Raw genomic sequence first — 14,082 nt, forward strand, 5'->3', positions numbered from 1 at the left:
TCACGAATTTCCGGATAATCGGCTGAAAATCGCCCCTGTCGCAGCGCGCCTGACGGCCACTATGCCCCGCTCATGCCGATCTCGTGCCGATTCGCGACGCGGTGCCCATGGGGCACCCAGACATAAAAAGGGCGGAAGCACGAAGCTTCCGCCCACAGGAACGTGCAGCCCCAAGGGGTCAGGCGCTGCACGCAACCGAATTGCTGGCCTGCGCCGGGACGGCGAGAGGCTTGGATGAGCGGGCGGCGACTGTCTTGCCGACGACCGGCCTGACAGCCTGCTGCGCCGTCACAGCCTGTTGAACGCCGGCCTCGCGGCGCGTCGCCGCCACGCCGGACCGGGCACTGGAGCGCTGCGCGAGAATGACCGACGGATCCGACAGCCAGGACACGGCAAGCGCGCCATCGAGATCAGAGCGCACGAGCCCGATGTCCTTCAGGCCGCGCTCATCGAGTTCGCCGAGACGCAGGACCTCACGGCGGTGAATCAGCGCTTTCACGAGGGCTACGATCGACGTGAAGCCACGGGCAGCAACACGCGTGGCGACGACCGGAACGGACGAGAGCGACTTCGTTGCGAATGTCATGAGCAGCATGACGGCCTCCTGTGGTTCAAAGCGACGGGCATCCCCCGACCCTGCCTGGACGCGCCGCTGGCAAGGACCGGAAACTGACCAAACGATAGCTTTGCGCTGGTCATAAGCCAAACGAATGCTTATGATGCTTCACAGAACGAATATTGATGGACCGATGGGAGGGGCCGCCATGGCGCATGTGCTCGATGCCGACCAGCTCAAGACCTTCGTCGCGATCGCCGATACGGGGTCCTTCACCCGCGCGGCCGAGATCGTCTTCAAGACGCAGTCGGCGGTTTCAATGCAGATGAAGCGGCTGGAAGAGCGTGTCGGCCGGCCGCTGTTCGGCCGCGACGGGCGCCACGCCAAGCTGACCGAGGATGGCGAGCGGCTGCTGGATTATGCTCGGCGGATCGTGCGGCTGAACCTCGAATGCGTCGCGAGCTTCACCGACGCCGATCTGAAGGGCCGCATCCGGCTGGGCGTGCCGGACGATTATGCCGACCGCTATTTGCCGGAAATCCTCGCCCGCTTCGCGCGCTCCAATCCGCGCGCCGAAGTGACGGTCGTCTGCGAGCCGACGCCGATGCTGGCGGAACGGATCGCCACCGGCGACATCGACCTCGCCATCATCACCCATGTCGAAAGCCGGGGTCAGGGCGAGATCATCCGCATCGAGCCGCTGCTCTGGGTCACCTCGGCGCGCCACACGGTGCATGAGGAGGACCCCCTGCCGCTGGCGCTGGGCCGGCCGACCTGCAACTGGCGGCAGGCCGCCGTCGATGCGCTGGAGACCAAGGGCAGGCGCTTCCGCGTGCTCTATGCGAGCTGGAACTCGACTGCCGTCGGCGCCGCCGTCGTCGCGGGGCTTGCGGTCTCGGTGTTGCCAGAAAGCGCTGTGAGGCCTGGGATGCGGATTCTCGGCCCGTCGGAGGGCTATGCGACGCTGCCGTCCTGCAAGATCGGACTGTTGCGTACCCGCTTCGACCCCTCGGTGCTCTCGAACGCACTGGCCGAGCACATCATCCAGAGCCTGGACAATCTGGCGAGCTTCAAGACGGCAGCGGAGTAGACGAAAGAAAAGTGCGCCTCGATGACGCCGGCGCAGCTATTTGAAGCCGGCCATGATGCCGCCCGTCAGATCGCTCACATTGAGGCCGATCTGACGGATGATGGCGATCGTCGCGACCGACATCAACGCGGCGATGAAGGTATACTCGATTGCCGTCGCGCCGCGTTCGTCGCGCGAGAACTTCACAAGCATGGCGGCCATCTGACGCATGGGAGGCAGGTATAGCGCGCAAACGCCGCCAAATCGTTAATGCGGACGGCGCAATGCGCTGGATCGTATGGTTTTTCAGCTCGCCCGATTCTAGCGGCGCGCGCCCGCGATCAACCGGAACGGTGTGCCGATGATGGTGACGGGCAGCTTGATGATGGACTCCAGCGACCCGCTGGCGATCTCGTCGGCGCCCAGCGACGAGCGCTGTGTCGTCACGCCGCCCTCGAGCACCGCGGTCAGCCTTGGCGCCACCGCTGCGAGCTGCGCGAACTTGCCGTGATTGGATGAATCCAGCCCCTTGACCTCGGTCATGTCGATCACGACGGCGCCCAGCGCGGCCAGTTCCTCCGGATTGGAATCGGCGCCCAGCCGGCCCTGGCCGCCGGCCAGGAAATTCGAAGCTCCCAGCGCCTTGTCATCCTTCGAGAGCACGATGAAGAACGGCTTTGCCGGCTTGCCGAAACGGCGCATCTGCGACTTGAAGACGTCGAGGTCGATGTCGGGAGCTGCCAGAATGAGCTGCCCAAGCTTGGAGATCTGCGGCAGGCCGCCGGAGATGCGGATCTGGCGCAGCGCCTCGACCGTGACCCAGTTGCCCATCGAATGCGCAAGGATGTTCACCTGTTCGGCATTGCTGGCGAAGAGAAGCCGGATGGTACGCTCGAGATCGTCGCGCGCCACCGTGGCGCTGTTGGTGTCGTAGACATATTGCGTCAGTTGACCGCGCGATGCCCAGGTGAACAGGACCGGCACGGCCGGCGCATGGGCGTCATGCACGAGCTGGGTGAAGCGATAGAGTCCCTCGGCGAACATCGTGTTGTAGCCGTGTATGAAGAGAAAGACTTTGCGCTGCCCCTTCGGCTTTGCGGCAAGCTGCGCGTTCAACGTGTTCACGAAGGCCATTTCGCCATCGAGATAGCCGGCCTGGCGCACGACGAAATCGGTCTTCGGATTGCCCGGCGCCGTCGACGCCCATTCGACCTCGCCGTCGGCATGTTTCTGCGGCACCGAGACAACGATTTTTGCGAAATCGAGCGGGGTGCTGCGCTCGCCATTGAACAGGGTGCCTGGCCGGTTGTCGCGTTTGCGCGTCGTCGCAACCAGCAGCGTGTGCGGCGTGGATCCGCTATCGACTTCGGCGACGGGGGCGAGAAAGCCTTCCTCGGGTCGCGAGCCGCATCCTGCCGCCAGAACCGAGATCGCCAGCACCGCGCCCAGACAGGCGCGTCTTGCCAGCCCGGCAACACCGGCTCTGCTCCGCACCTGTAACGACAATCGCATGGCTGGCATCTCACGAAGGCAACAGTCTTGCGCCGCGAGATATCTGGCCGGCAAAGGCTCGGTCGGCCGATCAATCAAGTGCTATTCTTAAACCAAAATCTCGCAAGGCATCTTACTCTGGGCGACAAAGACGCTCCACGTCCAGACAAAACGCATCCGGCACCTCCAACGCACCACCGAGCAGTTGCGTCACAGAGACTGAACTCTGCGAAAAACCTGGAGCTGTGCCGCTTCGCGGCATGTCCGGGAATGACGACCCGCCTGCGGAATGGCGGCGCGCTCTACAGCGCGAACTCCGAGAACAGCGGCTCGATCTGCCCGCCCCATGCGCCACGATAGCGCTCAGCCAGATGCTGCGAGAGCGTATGATCCGAGGCGACGATCGCATCGAGCGGATCGAGGAAGCCGGATTCGTCGGCACCCGCCTGGTTGAGACGGGCGCGGCGCGCGAGGCCAGCGCGCGACAGGGCCAGCGCATCCCGCGCGATGTCGCGCAGGCTGCGGCCGGCGATCGTGGCGGAGAGTCCTTGCTTCGGCACGGCGTCGCGCAGGGCCTGGCGCTGCTCGTCGCTCCAGCCCTTGACCAGATCCCAGGCCGCATCGAGTGCCGACTGGTCGTAGAGCAGCCCGACCCAGAAGGCCGGCAGGGCGTTCAGCATCTCGGGCGGGCCCGCATCGGCGCCGCGCATCTCGAGGAAGCGCTTCAGCCGGACCTCTGGAAACAGCGTGCCGAGATGGTTGGCCCAATCGGAGATCGTCGCCTTCTCGCCCGGCAATTGCGTAAGCTTGCCGGCGAGCAGGTCGCGGAAGGAGGCGCCCGCGACGTCGTGATAGGTGTCGCCGCGCTTGACGAAATACATGGGCACGTCGAGCGCCCAGTCGACATAGCGCTCATAGGACATGCCCTCATCGAAGGCGAAGGCGATCATGCCCGAGCGGGCCTTGTCGGTGTCGCGCCAGATCTCGGAGCGCGTCGACTGGAAGCCGTTGAGCTTGCCTTCGGTGAAGGGCGAGGCGGCGAAGAGCGCGGTGGCCAGCGGCTGTAGCGCCAGCGAGACCCGAAGCTTCCGGACCATGTCGGCCTCGGTCGAGAAATCGAGATTCACCTGCACGGTGCAGGTGCGGAACATCATGTCCAGGCCGCGCGTGCCGACCTTGGGCATGTAGTTCGCCATGATCTTGTAGCGGCGCTTCGGCATCATCGGCGTCTGCGCCCGCGTCCAGAGCGGCGAATGGCCGAGCGAGACGAAGCCTATGCCATGCGGCTGCGCGACCGCTTTGATGTCGGTCAGATGCTCGGCGAGTTCGGCGGCCGTATCGTGCAGGGTCTCGACGGGCGCGCCGGACAACTCGAACTGGCCACCCGGCTCCAGCGAGATCGCGCCGCCGCCATCGGGACCGGCCAAACCGATGACATGGCCGGCATCCATGATCGGCTCCCAGCCGAGCTTGGCCTGCATGCTTTCCAGGAGGTGCTGGATGCCACCCGCGTCGGGACGGCCCTCATAGGGAACGGGCGAGAGATCGTCGCGATAGAACGGAAACTTCTCGTGCTCGGTGCCGATCCGGAAGGCAGAGGGCGGCTTCTCGCCGGCTGCGATCCAGGACACCAGTTCGTCCTTGGAACCGATCGGGGTCGAATCGGACACATCGCGAGCCATGGGCGCTCCGGCAGAAGACTTGAAGGCAGCCGGGCTTCCACCCGCGCCGGGCGGCGCAGGGGATCAGGCTCCAGGAGCGCCAGACATAGGCGAGCGCGGAACGCTCGACAACGACCTCCGCTGCGCGTTGGGCGACAATCGACACACGGCCGATGCAGGGGCGCCTCGCCGCTTGGCCTCAGGCTGCACCGCGTCGGGAGGCGGCCTCCCGGCCCAGGCCATTGTGGTCGAGCCTCGTCTCGGAGGCGATCCAGTCGACCACGGCGGCAAGACCACCCGCCTGCCCGCCATCGCGGGTCCGCGCCTCCTCATAGACCGCAAGCTGCACATCGGCGCTGGTTCCGTCCGAGGCAATCTCGCGGCAGGTGGCGAGTTCGGCCTCGCAGCCGAGCGCAGCCGCATCCTGGGCAAGCTGCTTGACGAGGTCGTCGACGAGGCTCGGCACGCTACGCATGCTGCGGCTCTTGGCGTCGATCAGGCCGCCATGGATGCCGTAGCGCTGGGCCCGCCAGAGGTTTTCCGTCGCGATACCGCGTGACGCCCCCGTCAGGTCCGCATTCAGCCTGGGCTGGTGCAGCAGGTGCCGCACCAGGCAGCGATAGAGCGCAGCAATCGCCAGCGTGTCGTCGAGGCGCGTGCAGCTGTCGGCGATTCGCAATTCCAGTGTCGGATGCTTGTGCGAGGGACGGATCGCCCACCAGATATAGCTGGCGTCCCGGATGGCGCCGGCCGCGATCATGGTTTGGATGTAGGCGCGGTAGTCGGCCGGATCGGTGAAGAGCTCGGGCAGGCCGGTTCGCGGCAGTTCGCCATAGGCCGCGAGCCGGTAGCCCATCAGCCCCGTGCGCCTGCCCTGCCAAAAGGGCGACGAGGTCGAGAGCGCCAGCAGCATCGGCAGGAACGGCATGATCCGCGCCATTAGCCGGATGCGCTCGTCCTCATCGGCGACCTCGACATGGACATGCAGGCCGCAAAGCTGGTTGCGGCTGCCGAGCATCTGCAGGTCGCGCATCAGCGTGTCGTAACGCGAGGCGTCGGTCGCACGCTGGCGCGCCCAGGCCGCGCTGGGATGCGTGCCGCAGGCCAGCAGCAGCATTTCGTGTTCGAGCGCCAGCCCGGCGAGCCCGGTGCGCAGGGCTGTGAGCGAACGGCGTGCCTGATCCATCGATTCGCAGACGGGGGTCGCGACCTCGATCTGCGACTGCAGCATCTCGCGCTGGACCTCGTCGGGAAAAGCCTCCTGCGCCGCCTTGATGAAAGCGGGCGAGACCTTGCGCACGATGCCTCGGCTGCCGGCATCCGACAGAAAATACTCTTCCTCGATTCCGAAGCGGCAGGGTTCTGTCATGGCGTCATCCTCGCGCGGTCATTGCAGGCAAGTCGCTTCCGTCGTGCTGGCGACGAAACGCCGGCAACGCGGCCTTCAAGGCCGCGCGCCAGACTGCTCCCGAATGAGTCGAGAATGCGTCCCCCCGCATGATCGGAGAAACGCCCGAGACGGCGGCGCGTTCCTCGGTCGCTAAGTCCGGGGCCAATCGCCCAGTACGGCCTGAACCAATGCCAGCGCCGCAACCGCAGCGGTGTCGGCGCGCAGGATGCGGGGGCCAAGCGAGATCGGCAGCGTCATCGGCCTTGCCAGGATGCGACGGCGTTCGGCCTCGTCGAAGCCACCCTCGGGACCGATCAGCACGGCGAGCGGCCCAGGCGCGACGCGCGAGAGCGCCGCAACCGGGCTTTCCCGCGCCATCGCCTCATCGCAGAAGACCAGAATCCGGTTGGGCTCGAGCGCGTCGAGCGCGGCATCAAGCAACTGCTCGGCCCGGATGTCCGGCAAGGCCAGGATGCCGCACTGCTCGGCCGCCTCGATCGCATTGGCGCGCATCCGGTCGAAATTCAGCCGCGAGACCTGGGTGCGGCGCGTCAGCACCGGCTGGATCACGCCGGCCCCCATCTCGACCGCCTTCTGGGCGATGTAGTCGAGCCGGGCATGCTTCAGCGGCGCAAAAAGGTAGTGCAAATCGGGCGCCGGCGGCTGCGGACGCGTCTGCTTCACCAGCGTGAGGCTCGCCTGCTTGCGGCCCTCGACCGTGATCGCGGCCAGCCATTCGCCGTCGCGCCCGTTGAAGACCAGCACGGTATCGTCCTGCTTCATGCGCAACACGTTGAGCAGGTAGTTGGCCTGCTCGCGCTCCAGTGGCAGTCGCGCGCCGTCGGTCAGGTCGTGCTCCAGCCAGAGCCGGTAGCGGGCGAAATCGGGGATGGACATCGGCGGCAACGCCTCCTGCGGACAGGGCCGATCAGGCCGTGACGCGTGTTGATATCTCGCCGGCAGGGGCCGCTTTGCGCGAAAACCGCCACAATCCCGGCTTATCGGCAAGGGCTTATCGACAAGCGAAACAAGCGCTTGCCAACAGGCAGCACGTGGACTCGCAAGGGTCCTTGGCGCTAACACGGCGTTGCTGGTAAGGAAATCGCGGAGGCGCAGAAGCGCCCGCGCAGGATATTGGGAGCGGAACGAAATGCGGCTGAGGATGGCTTCCGGAGTGATCGCGACGATGGGCCTGGTGGCGGCCGCTTTCATCGACGCCGCTCCCGTGCGCGCCCAGGCCTCGGGCTGCGAGAAGATGCAGGCGCTTCTGCAGGAGCGGCAGTCGCTGGTCGCCTCGCTGAACGCGGCGCAGAAGTCGAAGCGCAAGCTGACGCCGCAGCAGGCCTGCAGCACGATGGGCCGGCTCGTCAGCAACGGCGCAACGACCGTGAAATTCGCGACCGACAATCAGGATTGGTGCCAGATTCCGCCGACCTTCATCGAGGGCATGAAGACCGACAACCAGAAGGCAACCAACATCCGCAACCAGGCCTGTAACGCGGTCAAGCAGCAGGCCGACATGATCCGCAGGGCGCAGCAGCAGGCGCAAGGCGGCGGTGGCGCCAACCCGTTCAGCGGCGGCGATTCCATCACCGGCGGCGGTATGCGCATTCCCCAGGGCGCGCTTTAAGCGACTGTCGTGACCGCCATGCCCGACCCGATCCCCGCAAATCTCGGATCAGGGCCGGGCGCACCACTTCCCGACGCGCCCTTGCCTGACGCGCTCACCGGCCATTGGGTCGATACCCGCGCGCCGCGCGCGCTTAGGCCCTATCTGAAGCTCGCCCGGATCGAACGGCCGGTCGGCTGGCAGTTGCTGCTGCTGCCGTGCTGGTGGGCCGGGGGGCTGGCCGCGATCGCGGGCGGCAAAGCCTTCCCCGATGTCTGGCACTGCCTGCTCTTCCTCGTCGGTGCGATCGTCATGCGCGCGGCGGGCTCGACCTTTAACGATATCGTCGACCGCAAGCTCGATGCGCAGGTCGCGCGCACGCGCGGCCGTCCGCTACCTTCGGGCCAGGTCACGGCCAAGGCAGCGGCCCTGTTCATGGTCGGCTTGTCGCTGGTCGGGCTTGTGATCCTGCTGCAATTCAACCGCTTCACCGTGGTTCTCGGCATCGCCTCGCTGGTGATCGTCGCGGTGTATCCCTTCATGAAGCGCATTACGCAGATGCCGCAATTCGTGCTGGGTCTGGCCTTCTCATGGGGTGGCCTGGTCGGCTGGAGCGCGGTGTTCGGACGGCTCGATGCGCCGGCCTATCTGATCTATGCCGCAGCCGTGGTCTGGACGATCGGCTACGACACGATCTACGCGCTGCAGGACATCGAGGACGACGTCATCGCCGGGATCAAATCGAGCGCGCGCTATTTCGGCAGCTTCAACCGCGAGGCAATCGGGGCGTGTTTCGGGCTCGCGGTGCTTTTGAGCGCCGCCGCGACCTGGACGGCCGGCGGCGGCATTGTCGCCTGGCTCGGGGTCGCGGGTTTCGCCGGGCATCTCGGCTGGCAGGTGGCGCAGATCAAGGGCGTGACGCCGCCGCTGGCGCTCAAGCTGTTCCGCTCGAACTGGAACGCCGGGCTCCTGCTGGCGACCGGCTTCGCGCTCGATGCACTTAGCCGGTTCGCGCTCCAGAGTTAGTCGGTCAGCCTGTCGCCGCCGATCACGACCGGCCGATCTGCGAGGCGGCCGGTCTTGCGCCGGACGAGGAACCGCGGGCGGCGGCCGTTCAGGAAGGAATGACGACGCCGGACCCGGATCGGTCCCAAAGCGAGCGGGCCGATCTGCGGGAAGGGTTCCGTGATCGCGCCGTCGCTGGTCTCGAGCAGCAGCGTGAGGCCGCTGGCCCGGCCGCAATCGCGCCAGAGTGCTACGGCATCGTCCTGATTGACCGTCGCGACCGTGATCGAACGACCGTCGCCGGCCGTCAACGCAAGCTGGAAGGTCTCGTCCTCGCCCGTCGTATTCGCCAGCCGCAAGGCGACGCCGCGCCAGCCGGCGGCACCGCGCAGGATCCGCACCGAGCCGATCCGCTCGATGCGGGGAGCCTCGGGCTGGACCGGCATCGGGTTGCGCGGAACGATCGTGGGGTCGGTCGAGCCGCCGGGCGAATTCGGCATGAATCCGAACTCCCCGGCGGCCGGCGTGACTCTGGCCATCGGTTTTACGCCTCTCTGTAATCCCTGCCGCTACGGAGCCCTCTGTGAAGTCCGGGGCCCTCGTGCTTGCCAGCCGAGATTGCGTCCGAGGTGTCTCCGAGCGCTTAAGCGTTTGGGTTAAAGGAGCGTGTTTGCGGCCTCGAAGTGGCCTCGGTGGCCTGTTTCATGCATGATGCTTGACGGAATCTTTCGGTGCGCGCGGGCATTTTCGGCTTGAACCGCTGCGCCTGCATTCGTACGGATCACGCATGAGCACGCCCCCGCTACCCATCGCGCCCGATCTGCTCAGGGCCGTGCGTGAGAGCTGCCTGGAAGCCGGCGAGATCGCGGTCGAGCTGTTCCGGCCCGGTGCGAAGACCGCCGCGCGGACCTGGTCCAAGAGCGGCGGCTCGCCCGTCACGGAAGCCGATATCGGCGTCGACACCTTCCTGCGCATCCGGCTTTCCGTGCTGCTGCCGGAGGCGGCGTGGCTGTCCGAGGAGACGGTCGACGACGCGCTGCGGCTGTCGCGGCGCTTCGTCTGGGTGGTCGATCCGATCGACGGCACGCGCGCCTATATGGGCGGCTCGCCGGACTGGGCAGTCTGCGTGGCGCTGCTCGACGAAGGCGTGCCGATCCTCGGCGTGGTGCATGCACCGGCCTGCAACGCAACCTACCAGGCGCTGCGCGGCGGCGGAGCCCAATGCAACAACGCCGGCATCTTCGCCTCCACGGTAACGAGCCTCACCGGCTCCCGCATCGCAGGCCCGAAGCCGATGCTCGACGCGCTGGCGCGATCCGAGACTTTCGAGCAAGCCGACAAGATTCCCTCGCTGGCGCTCAGGCTGGCGCGGATCGCCGACGGCACCATCGATGCGGGGCTGATCTCGACCGATGCGCGCGACTGGGATCTCGCAGCCGCCGACCTGATCCTGCAGGAAGCAGGCGGCCTGCTCAGCGGGGGCGGTGGCGAGGCGGTCGTCTACAACCGCGAGACGCCGGTCCACGGCATGCTGGTGGCAAGCGGCAGGGGCCTGTCCGAGCCGCTGATCTCCGCGCTTCAGCGCATGCGCGACGGACAACCGCAGCGCAGCTGAGATTTTTTCGCCGGAATTGCCGTCGATACCGGGCTTGCGAGCCGTTCGGCACTCGCGCCCGGCGTGCGGATGGCGTAACGGGTGCCGCGTCGTTCATGACGTGAACCGTTCGTGCTGGAGGGATCGATGGCTGCGGAACCGGAACAGAAACAGCTTCTCCACCTCGTCTTCGGCGGCGAACTCAGCTCGCTCGAGGGAGTAACCTTCAAGGATCTGTCCAAGCTCGACGTCGTCGGCGTGTTCCCCAACTACGCGACCGCGCATGCGGCCTGGAAGGCGAAGGCGCAGGCCACCGTCGATCAGGCGCAGACGCGCTACTTCGTCGTGCACCTGCACCGCCTGCTCGATCCCGAGACAGCCTAGGTCCCACGCAAACTTCAGGTCTCAATACGGATTCATGGGCTTTTCGATCCTCAAGACGCGCGTCGCGCAGGAAGCGCTCGGCCGGCTGCTGGCTGGCTATCTGCGCCTCGTGCGGAAGACCAACCGTTTCGTGGTCGAACCGGCCGACATCTATGACCGCGTCCGGCCAGATCTGCCGCTGATCATCGCGATGTGGCACGGCCAGCACATCATGATCCCGTTCTCGCGGCCAGACTGGATGCCGGCCTGCTCGCTGGTCTCGCGTCACGGCGATGGCGGCTTCAATGCCGTGGCGCTGCGCGAACTCGGCATCGGTGCGATCCGCGGCTCGGGCGCGCTCGGCAAGAAGATCCGCGAAAAGGGCGGCGCCAGCGCCTTCCTCGCCATGATCAGGCGACTCAAGGCCGGCGAGACCATGGTGCTGACCGCCGACATCCCCAAGCGCGCCCGCATCGCCGGGCCAGGCATCATCCAGCTGGCGCGGGCCTCGGGACGGCCGGTGCATCCGATCGCGGTGGTGACCAGCCGGCGCATCGACTTCAAGAGCTGGGACCGGGCCTCGATCGGCCTGCCCTTCGGGCGCGGGGCGATCGTCGTGGGCGAGGCGATCCATGTCGCGCGCGAGGCCGACGAGGCAGCCTGCGAGGCGGCTCGGCTAGCGCTCGAGGCTGGCCTCGACGCAGTCCATGCCCGCGCCTATGCGCTCGTCGGCGCGAAGGACCCCGGCGCCGGTTTGAGGCAGGCGCAGACTCCCGTGAGGAACCATCCTGGGAAGGATCTGCCGGCATGATCGGCAAGGGTCCCATTCTCACCGGCTACCGCGTGCTGACCAGCCTGCTCGAACCTGCTGCCGCCGGGCTCCTGGTCTGGCGGCGGCGGCGCGGCAAGGAAGACCCGACCCGCCTTGCCGAGCGGCGGGGCTATCCCGGCGTCCGGCGGCCCGACCGGCCGCTCGTCTGGCTGCACGGCGCCAGCGTCGGCGAAACCGTGACGCTTCTGCCGCTGGTCTCGAGGCTGCAGAAGCGCGGACTGACCGTGCTCGTGACCTCCGGCACGGTCACCTCCGCCAAGCTCCTGGCGGCGCGGCTGCCGGCCGGCGTCATCCACCAGTATCTGCCGCTCGACGTCCCCCGCTACATGCGCCGCTTCCTAGATTACTGGCGGCCGGCGCTTGGCTTGATTTGTGAATCCGAGATCTGGCCCAACCTGCTGATCGAGGCGCGCAAGCGTGAGGTGCCGCTGGTGCTGGTCAATGCCCGCATGTCCGAGCGCTCCTTCGCGCGCTGGTACAAGGCGCCGCGAACCTCCCGCTACCTGCTCTCCTGCTTTGAATCCTGCCTCGCCCAGTCGCAAGGTGATGCGGAGCGGCTGGCGCAGCTCGGGGCGCCGCGCGTCGGCGTCGCCGGCAATCTCAAATTCGACGTGCCGGCCCCTCCCGCCGATGCCGACACGCTGGCGATCCTCGACGGGCTGACCACCGGCCGGCCGGTCTGGGTCGCGGCCAGCACGCATCCAGGCGAGGAAGAGCAGGTCATCGCGGCCCATCTCGGGATCAAGCCGTATTTGCCCAAGCTCCTGACCATGATCGCCCCGCGCCACCCGCAGCGCGGCATCGAGATCGAAGCACTGGCCAAGGCCAACGGCATTGCGGTGGCGCGGCGCGGCGCCGGGCAGATGCCCGAGCGCGACACCGAACTCTATATCGCCGATACCGTCGGCGAACTTGGCCTGCTCTATCGGTTGTCGCAGGTGGCCTATCTCGGCGGCTCATTGGTGCCGATGATCGGCGGCCACAACCCGATCGAGCCGGCCAAGCTCGGCTGCGCCCTGCTGCACGGGCCCTTCGTCCACAACAACGCCGAGATTTTCGCCGCCTTCGACCAAGATGGCGGCGCCCGCGAGGTCGCCGATGCGCAAGGGTTGGCCGGCGCCGTGCATCGCTGGCTGAGCGACCCGGCCAGCGCACGCCAGGCGGCACGCGCCGCGGCCCAGACCAGCGCCCAGCTCGGCGGCGCACTGAATCGGACCATGCAGGCGCTGGAGCCGCTGCTGATGCGCATGGCGCTCGGGCAGCGCGACGCCGCGTCCTGATGCGCGCGCCGCGCTTCTGGTGGCGCCCGCGCGGAGCGCTCGCCCGGCTGCTCTCTCCGCTCGGGTGGCTCTATGGCGCGATCACGCTGCGGCGAATGCGCGGCAGGGGCGTCGATGTCGGTGTGCCGGTGATCTGCGTCGGCAATTTCGTCGCCGGCGGTGCCGGCAAGACGCCGACCGCTATCGCCCTGGCTGCCCTGCTGGCCCGGCGCGGCGAGACGCCTTTCGTGCTGATGCGCGGCTATGGCGGGTCGCTTCCTGGCCCTGTCGAAGTCCACCCCGCCCATCACGCCGCCAAGGCCGTCGGCGACGAGCCGCTGCTGATGGCCCGCCATGCCCGCACCGTCATCGCGCGCGACCGGGCTGCCGGCGCGGCGCTCGCCCGGGCGCTCGGCGCCAGCGTCATCGTGATGGATGACGGGCTGCAAAATCCGGCGCTCGCCAAGCGGCTGCGGCTGGCCGTGGTCGACGGCGCGTCAGGTGTCGGGAACGGGCTGTGCCTGCCGGCCGGTCCGCTGCGCGCGCCTCTGGATGGGCAGTTGGGAGAGACGGACGCGGTGCTCGTCATCGGCGCAGGCGCGGCCGGAGAGGCTGTCGCGGCGCAGGCGCAGACTCAGGGCGCGGCGGTGATGCAGGCCCGCCTGGAGCCGGCTCAGGAGGCCGTGTCGCGCCTTCAGGGACAGGCGGTGCTGGCGCTGTCGGGGATCGGGCGGCCGGAGAAATTCGCCGCAACCCTGCGGGAGGCCGGAGCACGGATCGTGGCGGAACGCGCCTTTGGCGATCATCATGCCTATACGCAGCGCGATGTCGCCGTGCTTGTCGACGAGGCCTTGCTCTATGACTGCGTGGTCGCGACGACGGAGAAGGATATGGTCAAGCTCGGGCCGCTCTGGCCCCCGGAGCAGCGCCACCGCCTGCTGCCGGTGCCGGTCACGCTCGTCTTCGCTGAAGCCCGCCGGATCGAGGCAATGGTCTTCGCTGCGCTGACAGTCGGCTCAGGCGCGGCCGGCGCGCCGTAGCCTGAGCTGCACGGCCTCGGGCGAAACATAAGCCTCCTGCCAGTCGACCGACCAGTAGCGCAGTTCGTCGAGCCGGATCGGAGCGCCGGTGACGGCACAGCGCACGAAGGCGCCAGGGCGCACCACGCGAAATTCGCCATGGCCGTAATCGAGCGCCGCTTCGGGGCCGGGTATCGGGGGGCGTTCGCTGATGTTCATGACGATTTGTCTAAA

Annotated in this window: 16 protein-coding genes; 8 read left to right on the forward strand and 8 right to left on the reverse strand. The window is 67.4% G+C overall.

The genetic code is table 11. The features are described from left to right. Positions 1 to 178: 178 nt before the first annotated feature. The gene (locus AC1DYU_RS09960; protein ID WP_158482945.1) at positions 179 to 595 is read right to left on the reverse strand and encodes a YjiS-like domain-containing protein; all 417 of its coding nucleotides are present in this window, start codon (positions 593 to 595) and stop codon (positions 179 to 181) included. A gap of 169 nt (positions 596 to 764) precedes the next feature. Between AC1DYU_RS09960 and AC1DYU_RS09965 the strand changes: the two genes are divergently transcribed. Then, positions 765 to 1,646 carry a LysR substrate-binding domain-containing protein gene (locus tag AC1DYU_RS09965; protein WP_158482944.1) on the forward strand — a complete coding sequence of 294 codons (882 nt, stop codon included), beginning with the start codon at positions 765 to 767 and terminating at the stop codon, positions 1,644 to 1,646. Between the two features lie 36 nt (positions 1,647 to 1,682). Here the strand turns inward: AC1DYU_RS09965 and AC1DYU_RS09970 are convergent, their stop codons facing one another. From AC1DYU_RS09970 to AC1DYU_RS09990, 5 genes are all read right to left on the reverse strand, one after another. Further along, positions 1,683 to 1,847 (reverse strand): Flp family type IVb pilin, encoded by a 165-nt coding sequence (locus tag AC1DYU_RS09970; RefSeq protein WP_158482943.1) that lies wholly within the window; start codon positions 1,845 to 1,847, stop codon positions 1,683 to 1,685. 99 nt (positions 1,848 to 1,946) lie between these two features. Then, positions 1,947 to 3,119: an alpha/beta hydrolase gene (locus AC1DYU_RS09975; RefSeq protein ID WP_476791484.1), complete on the reverse strand. Its 1,173-nt coding sequence runs from the start codon at positions 3,117 to 3,119 to the stop codon at positions 1,947 to 1,949. A gap of 299 nt (positions 3,120 to 3,418) precedes the next feature. Further along, the gene (locus AC1DYU_RS09980; protein WP_476791485.1) at positions 3,419 to 4,798 is read right to left on the reverse strand and encodes a glutamate--cysteine ligase; all 1,380 of its coding nucleotides are present in this window, start codon (positions 4,796 to 4,798) and stop codon (positions 3,419 to 3,421) included. A 178-nt stretch (positions 4,799 to 4,976) separates the two neighbouring features. Next, a complete protein-coding gene (locus AC1DYU_RS09985) occupies positions 4,977 to 6,146 on the reverse strand; it encodes a carboxylate-amine ligase (protein WP_476791486.1) in 1,170 nt (389 codons plus the stop codon). Positions 6,147 to 6,317: 171 nt separating this feature from the next. Beyond that, positions 6,318 to 7,064, reverse strand: coding sequence for a 16S rRNA (uracil(1498)-N(3))-methyltransferase (locus tag AC1DYU_RS09990; protein ID WP_476791487.1), 747 nt, complete (start codon positions 7,062 to 7,064; stop codon positions 6,318 to 6,320). 277 nt (positions 7,065 to 7,341) lie between these two features. Here AC1DYU_RS09990 and AC1DYU_RS09995 point away from each other — a divergent pair, with 277 nt between their 5' ends. Then, positions 7,342 to 7,797 carry a hypothetical protein gene (locus AC1DYU_RS09995; protein ID WP_476791488.1) on the forward strand — a complete coding sequence of 152 codons (456 nt, stop codon included), beginning with the start codon at positions 7,342 to 7,344 and terminating at the stop codon, positions 7,795 to 7,797. Positions 7,798 to 7,815: 18 nt separating this feature from the next. After that, positions 7,816 to 8,802 (forward strand): 4-hydroxybenzoate octaprenyltransferase, encoded by a 987-nt coding sequence (ubiA, locus tag AC1DYU_RS10000; RefSeq protein WP_476791733.1) that lies wholly within the window; start codon positions 7,816 to 7,818, stop codon positions 8,800 to 8,802. Here ubiA and AC1DYU_RS10005 read toward each other — a convergent pair. Next, complete coding sequence (locus tag AC1DYU_RS10005) at positions 8,799 to 9,281, reverse strand: DUF6101 family protein (RefSeq protein ID WP_158482937.1); 483 nt, start codon at positions 9,279 to 9,281, stop codon at positions 8,799 to 8,801. The genes ubiA and AC1DYU_RS10005 overlap by 4 nt on opposite strands. A gap of 287 nt (positions 9,282 to 9,568) precedes the next feature. Here AC1DYU_RS10005 and AC1DYU_RS10010 point away from each other — a divergent pair, with 287 nt between their 5' ends. The 5 genes from AC1DYU_RS10010 to lpxK all read left to right on the forward strand — a co-directional run bounded on the left by AC1DYU_RS10010 (position 9,569) and on the right by lpxK (position 13,869). Beyond that, the gene (locus AC1DYU_RS10010) at positions 9,569 to 10,396 is read left to right on the forward strand and encodes a 3'(2'),5'-bisphosphate nucleotidase CysQ (protein WP_476791489.1); all 828 of its coding nucleotides are present in this window, start codon (positions 9,569 to 9,571) and stop codon (positions 10,394 to 10,396) included. Between the two features lie 126 nt (positions 10,397 to 10,522). Continuing rightward, on the forward strand, positions 10,523 to 10,759 hold the full coding sequence (locus tag AC1DYU_RS10015) for a DUF4170 domain-containing protein (protein ID WP_158482935.1): 237 nt from the start codon (positions 10,523 to 10,525) through the stop codon (positions 10,757 to 10,759). Positions 10,760 to 10,793: 34 nt separating this feature from the next. Beyond that, positions 10,794 to 11,549 (forward strand): lysophospholipid acyltransferase family protein, encoded by a 756-nt coding sequence (locus tag AC1DYU_RS10020; RefSeq protein ID WP_476791490.1) that lies wholly within the window; start codon positions 10,794 to 10,796, stop codon positions 11,547 to 11,549. Continuing rightward, positions 11,546 to 12,850 carry a 3-deoxy-D-manno-octulosonic acid transferase gene (locus tag AC1DYU_RS10025; protein ID WP_476791491.1) on the forward strand — a complete coding sequence of 435 codons (1,305 nt, stop codon included), beginning with the start codon at positions 11,546 to 11,548 and terminating at the stop codon, positions 12,848 to 12,850. Before AC1DYU_RS10020 ends, AC1DYU_RS10025 begins: the two co-directional genes overlap by 4 nt. Continuing rightward, positions 12,850 to 13,869 (forward strand): tetraacyldisaccharide 4'-kinase, encoded by a 1,020-nt coding sequence (lpxK, locus tag AC1DYU_RS10030; protein ID WP_476791492.1) that lies wholly within the window; start codon positions 12,850 to 12,852, stop codon positions 13,867 to 13,869. The genes AC1DYU_RS10025 and lpxK overlap by 1 nt, the downstream gene beginning before the upstream one ends. On the opposite strand, the gene AC1DYU_RS10035 is transcribed toward lpxK, so the two are convergent. After that, complete coding sequence (locus AC1DYU_RS10035; protein ID WP_476791493.1) at positions 13,846 to 14,067, reverse strand: DUF2093 domain-containing protein; 222 nt, start codon at positions 14,065 to 14,067, stop codon at positions 13,846 to 13,848. The genes lpxK and AC1DYU_RS10035 overlap by 24 nt on opposite strands. Positions 14,068 to 14,082: the final 15 nt, after the last annotated feature.

It is taken from the genome of Allobosea sp. P2_B12, from assembly GCF_056404835.1.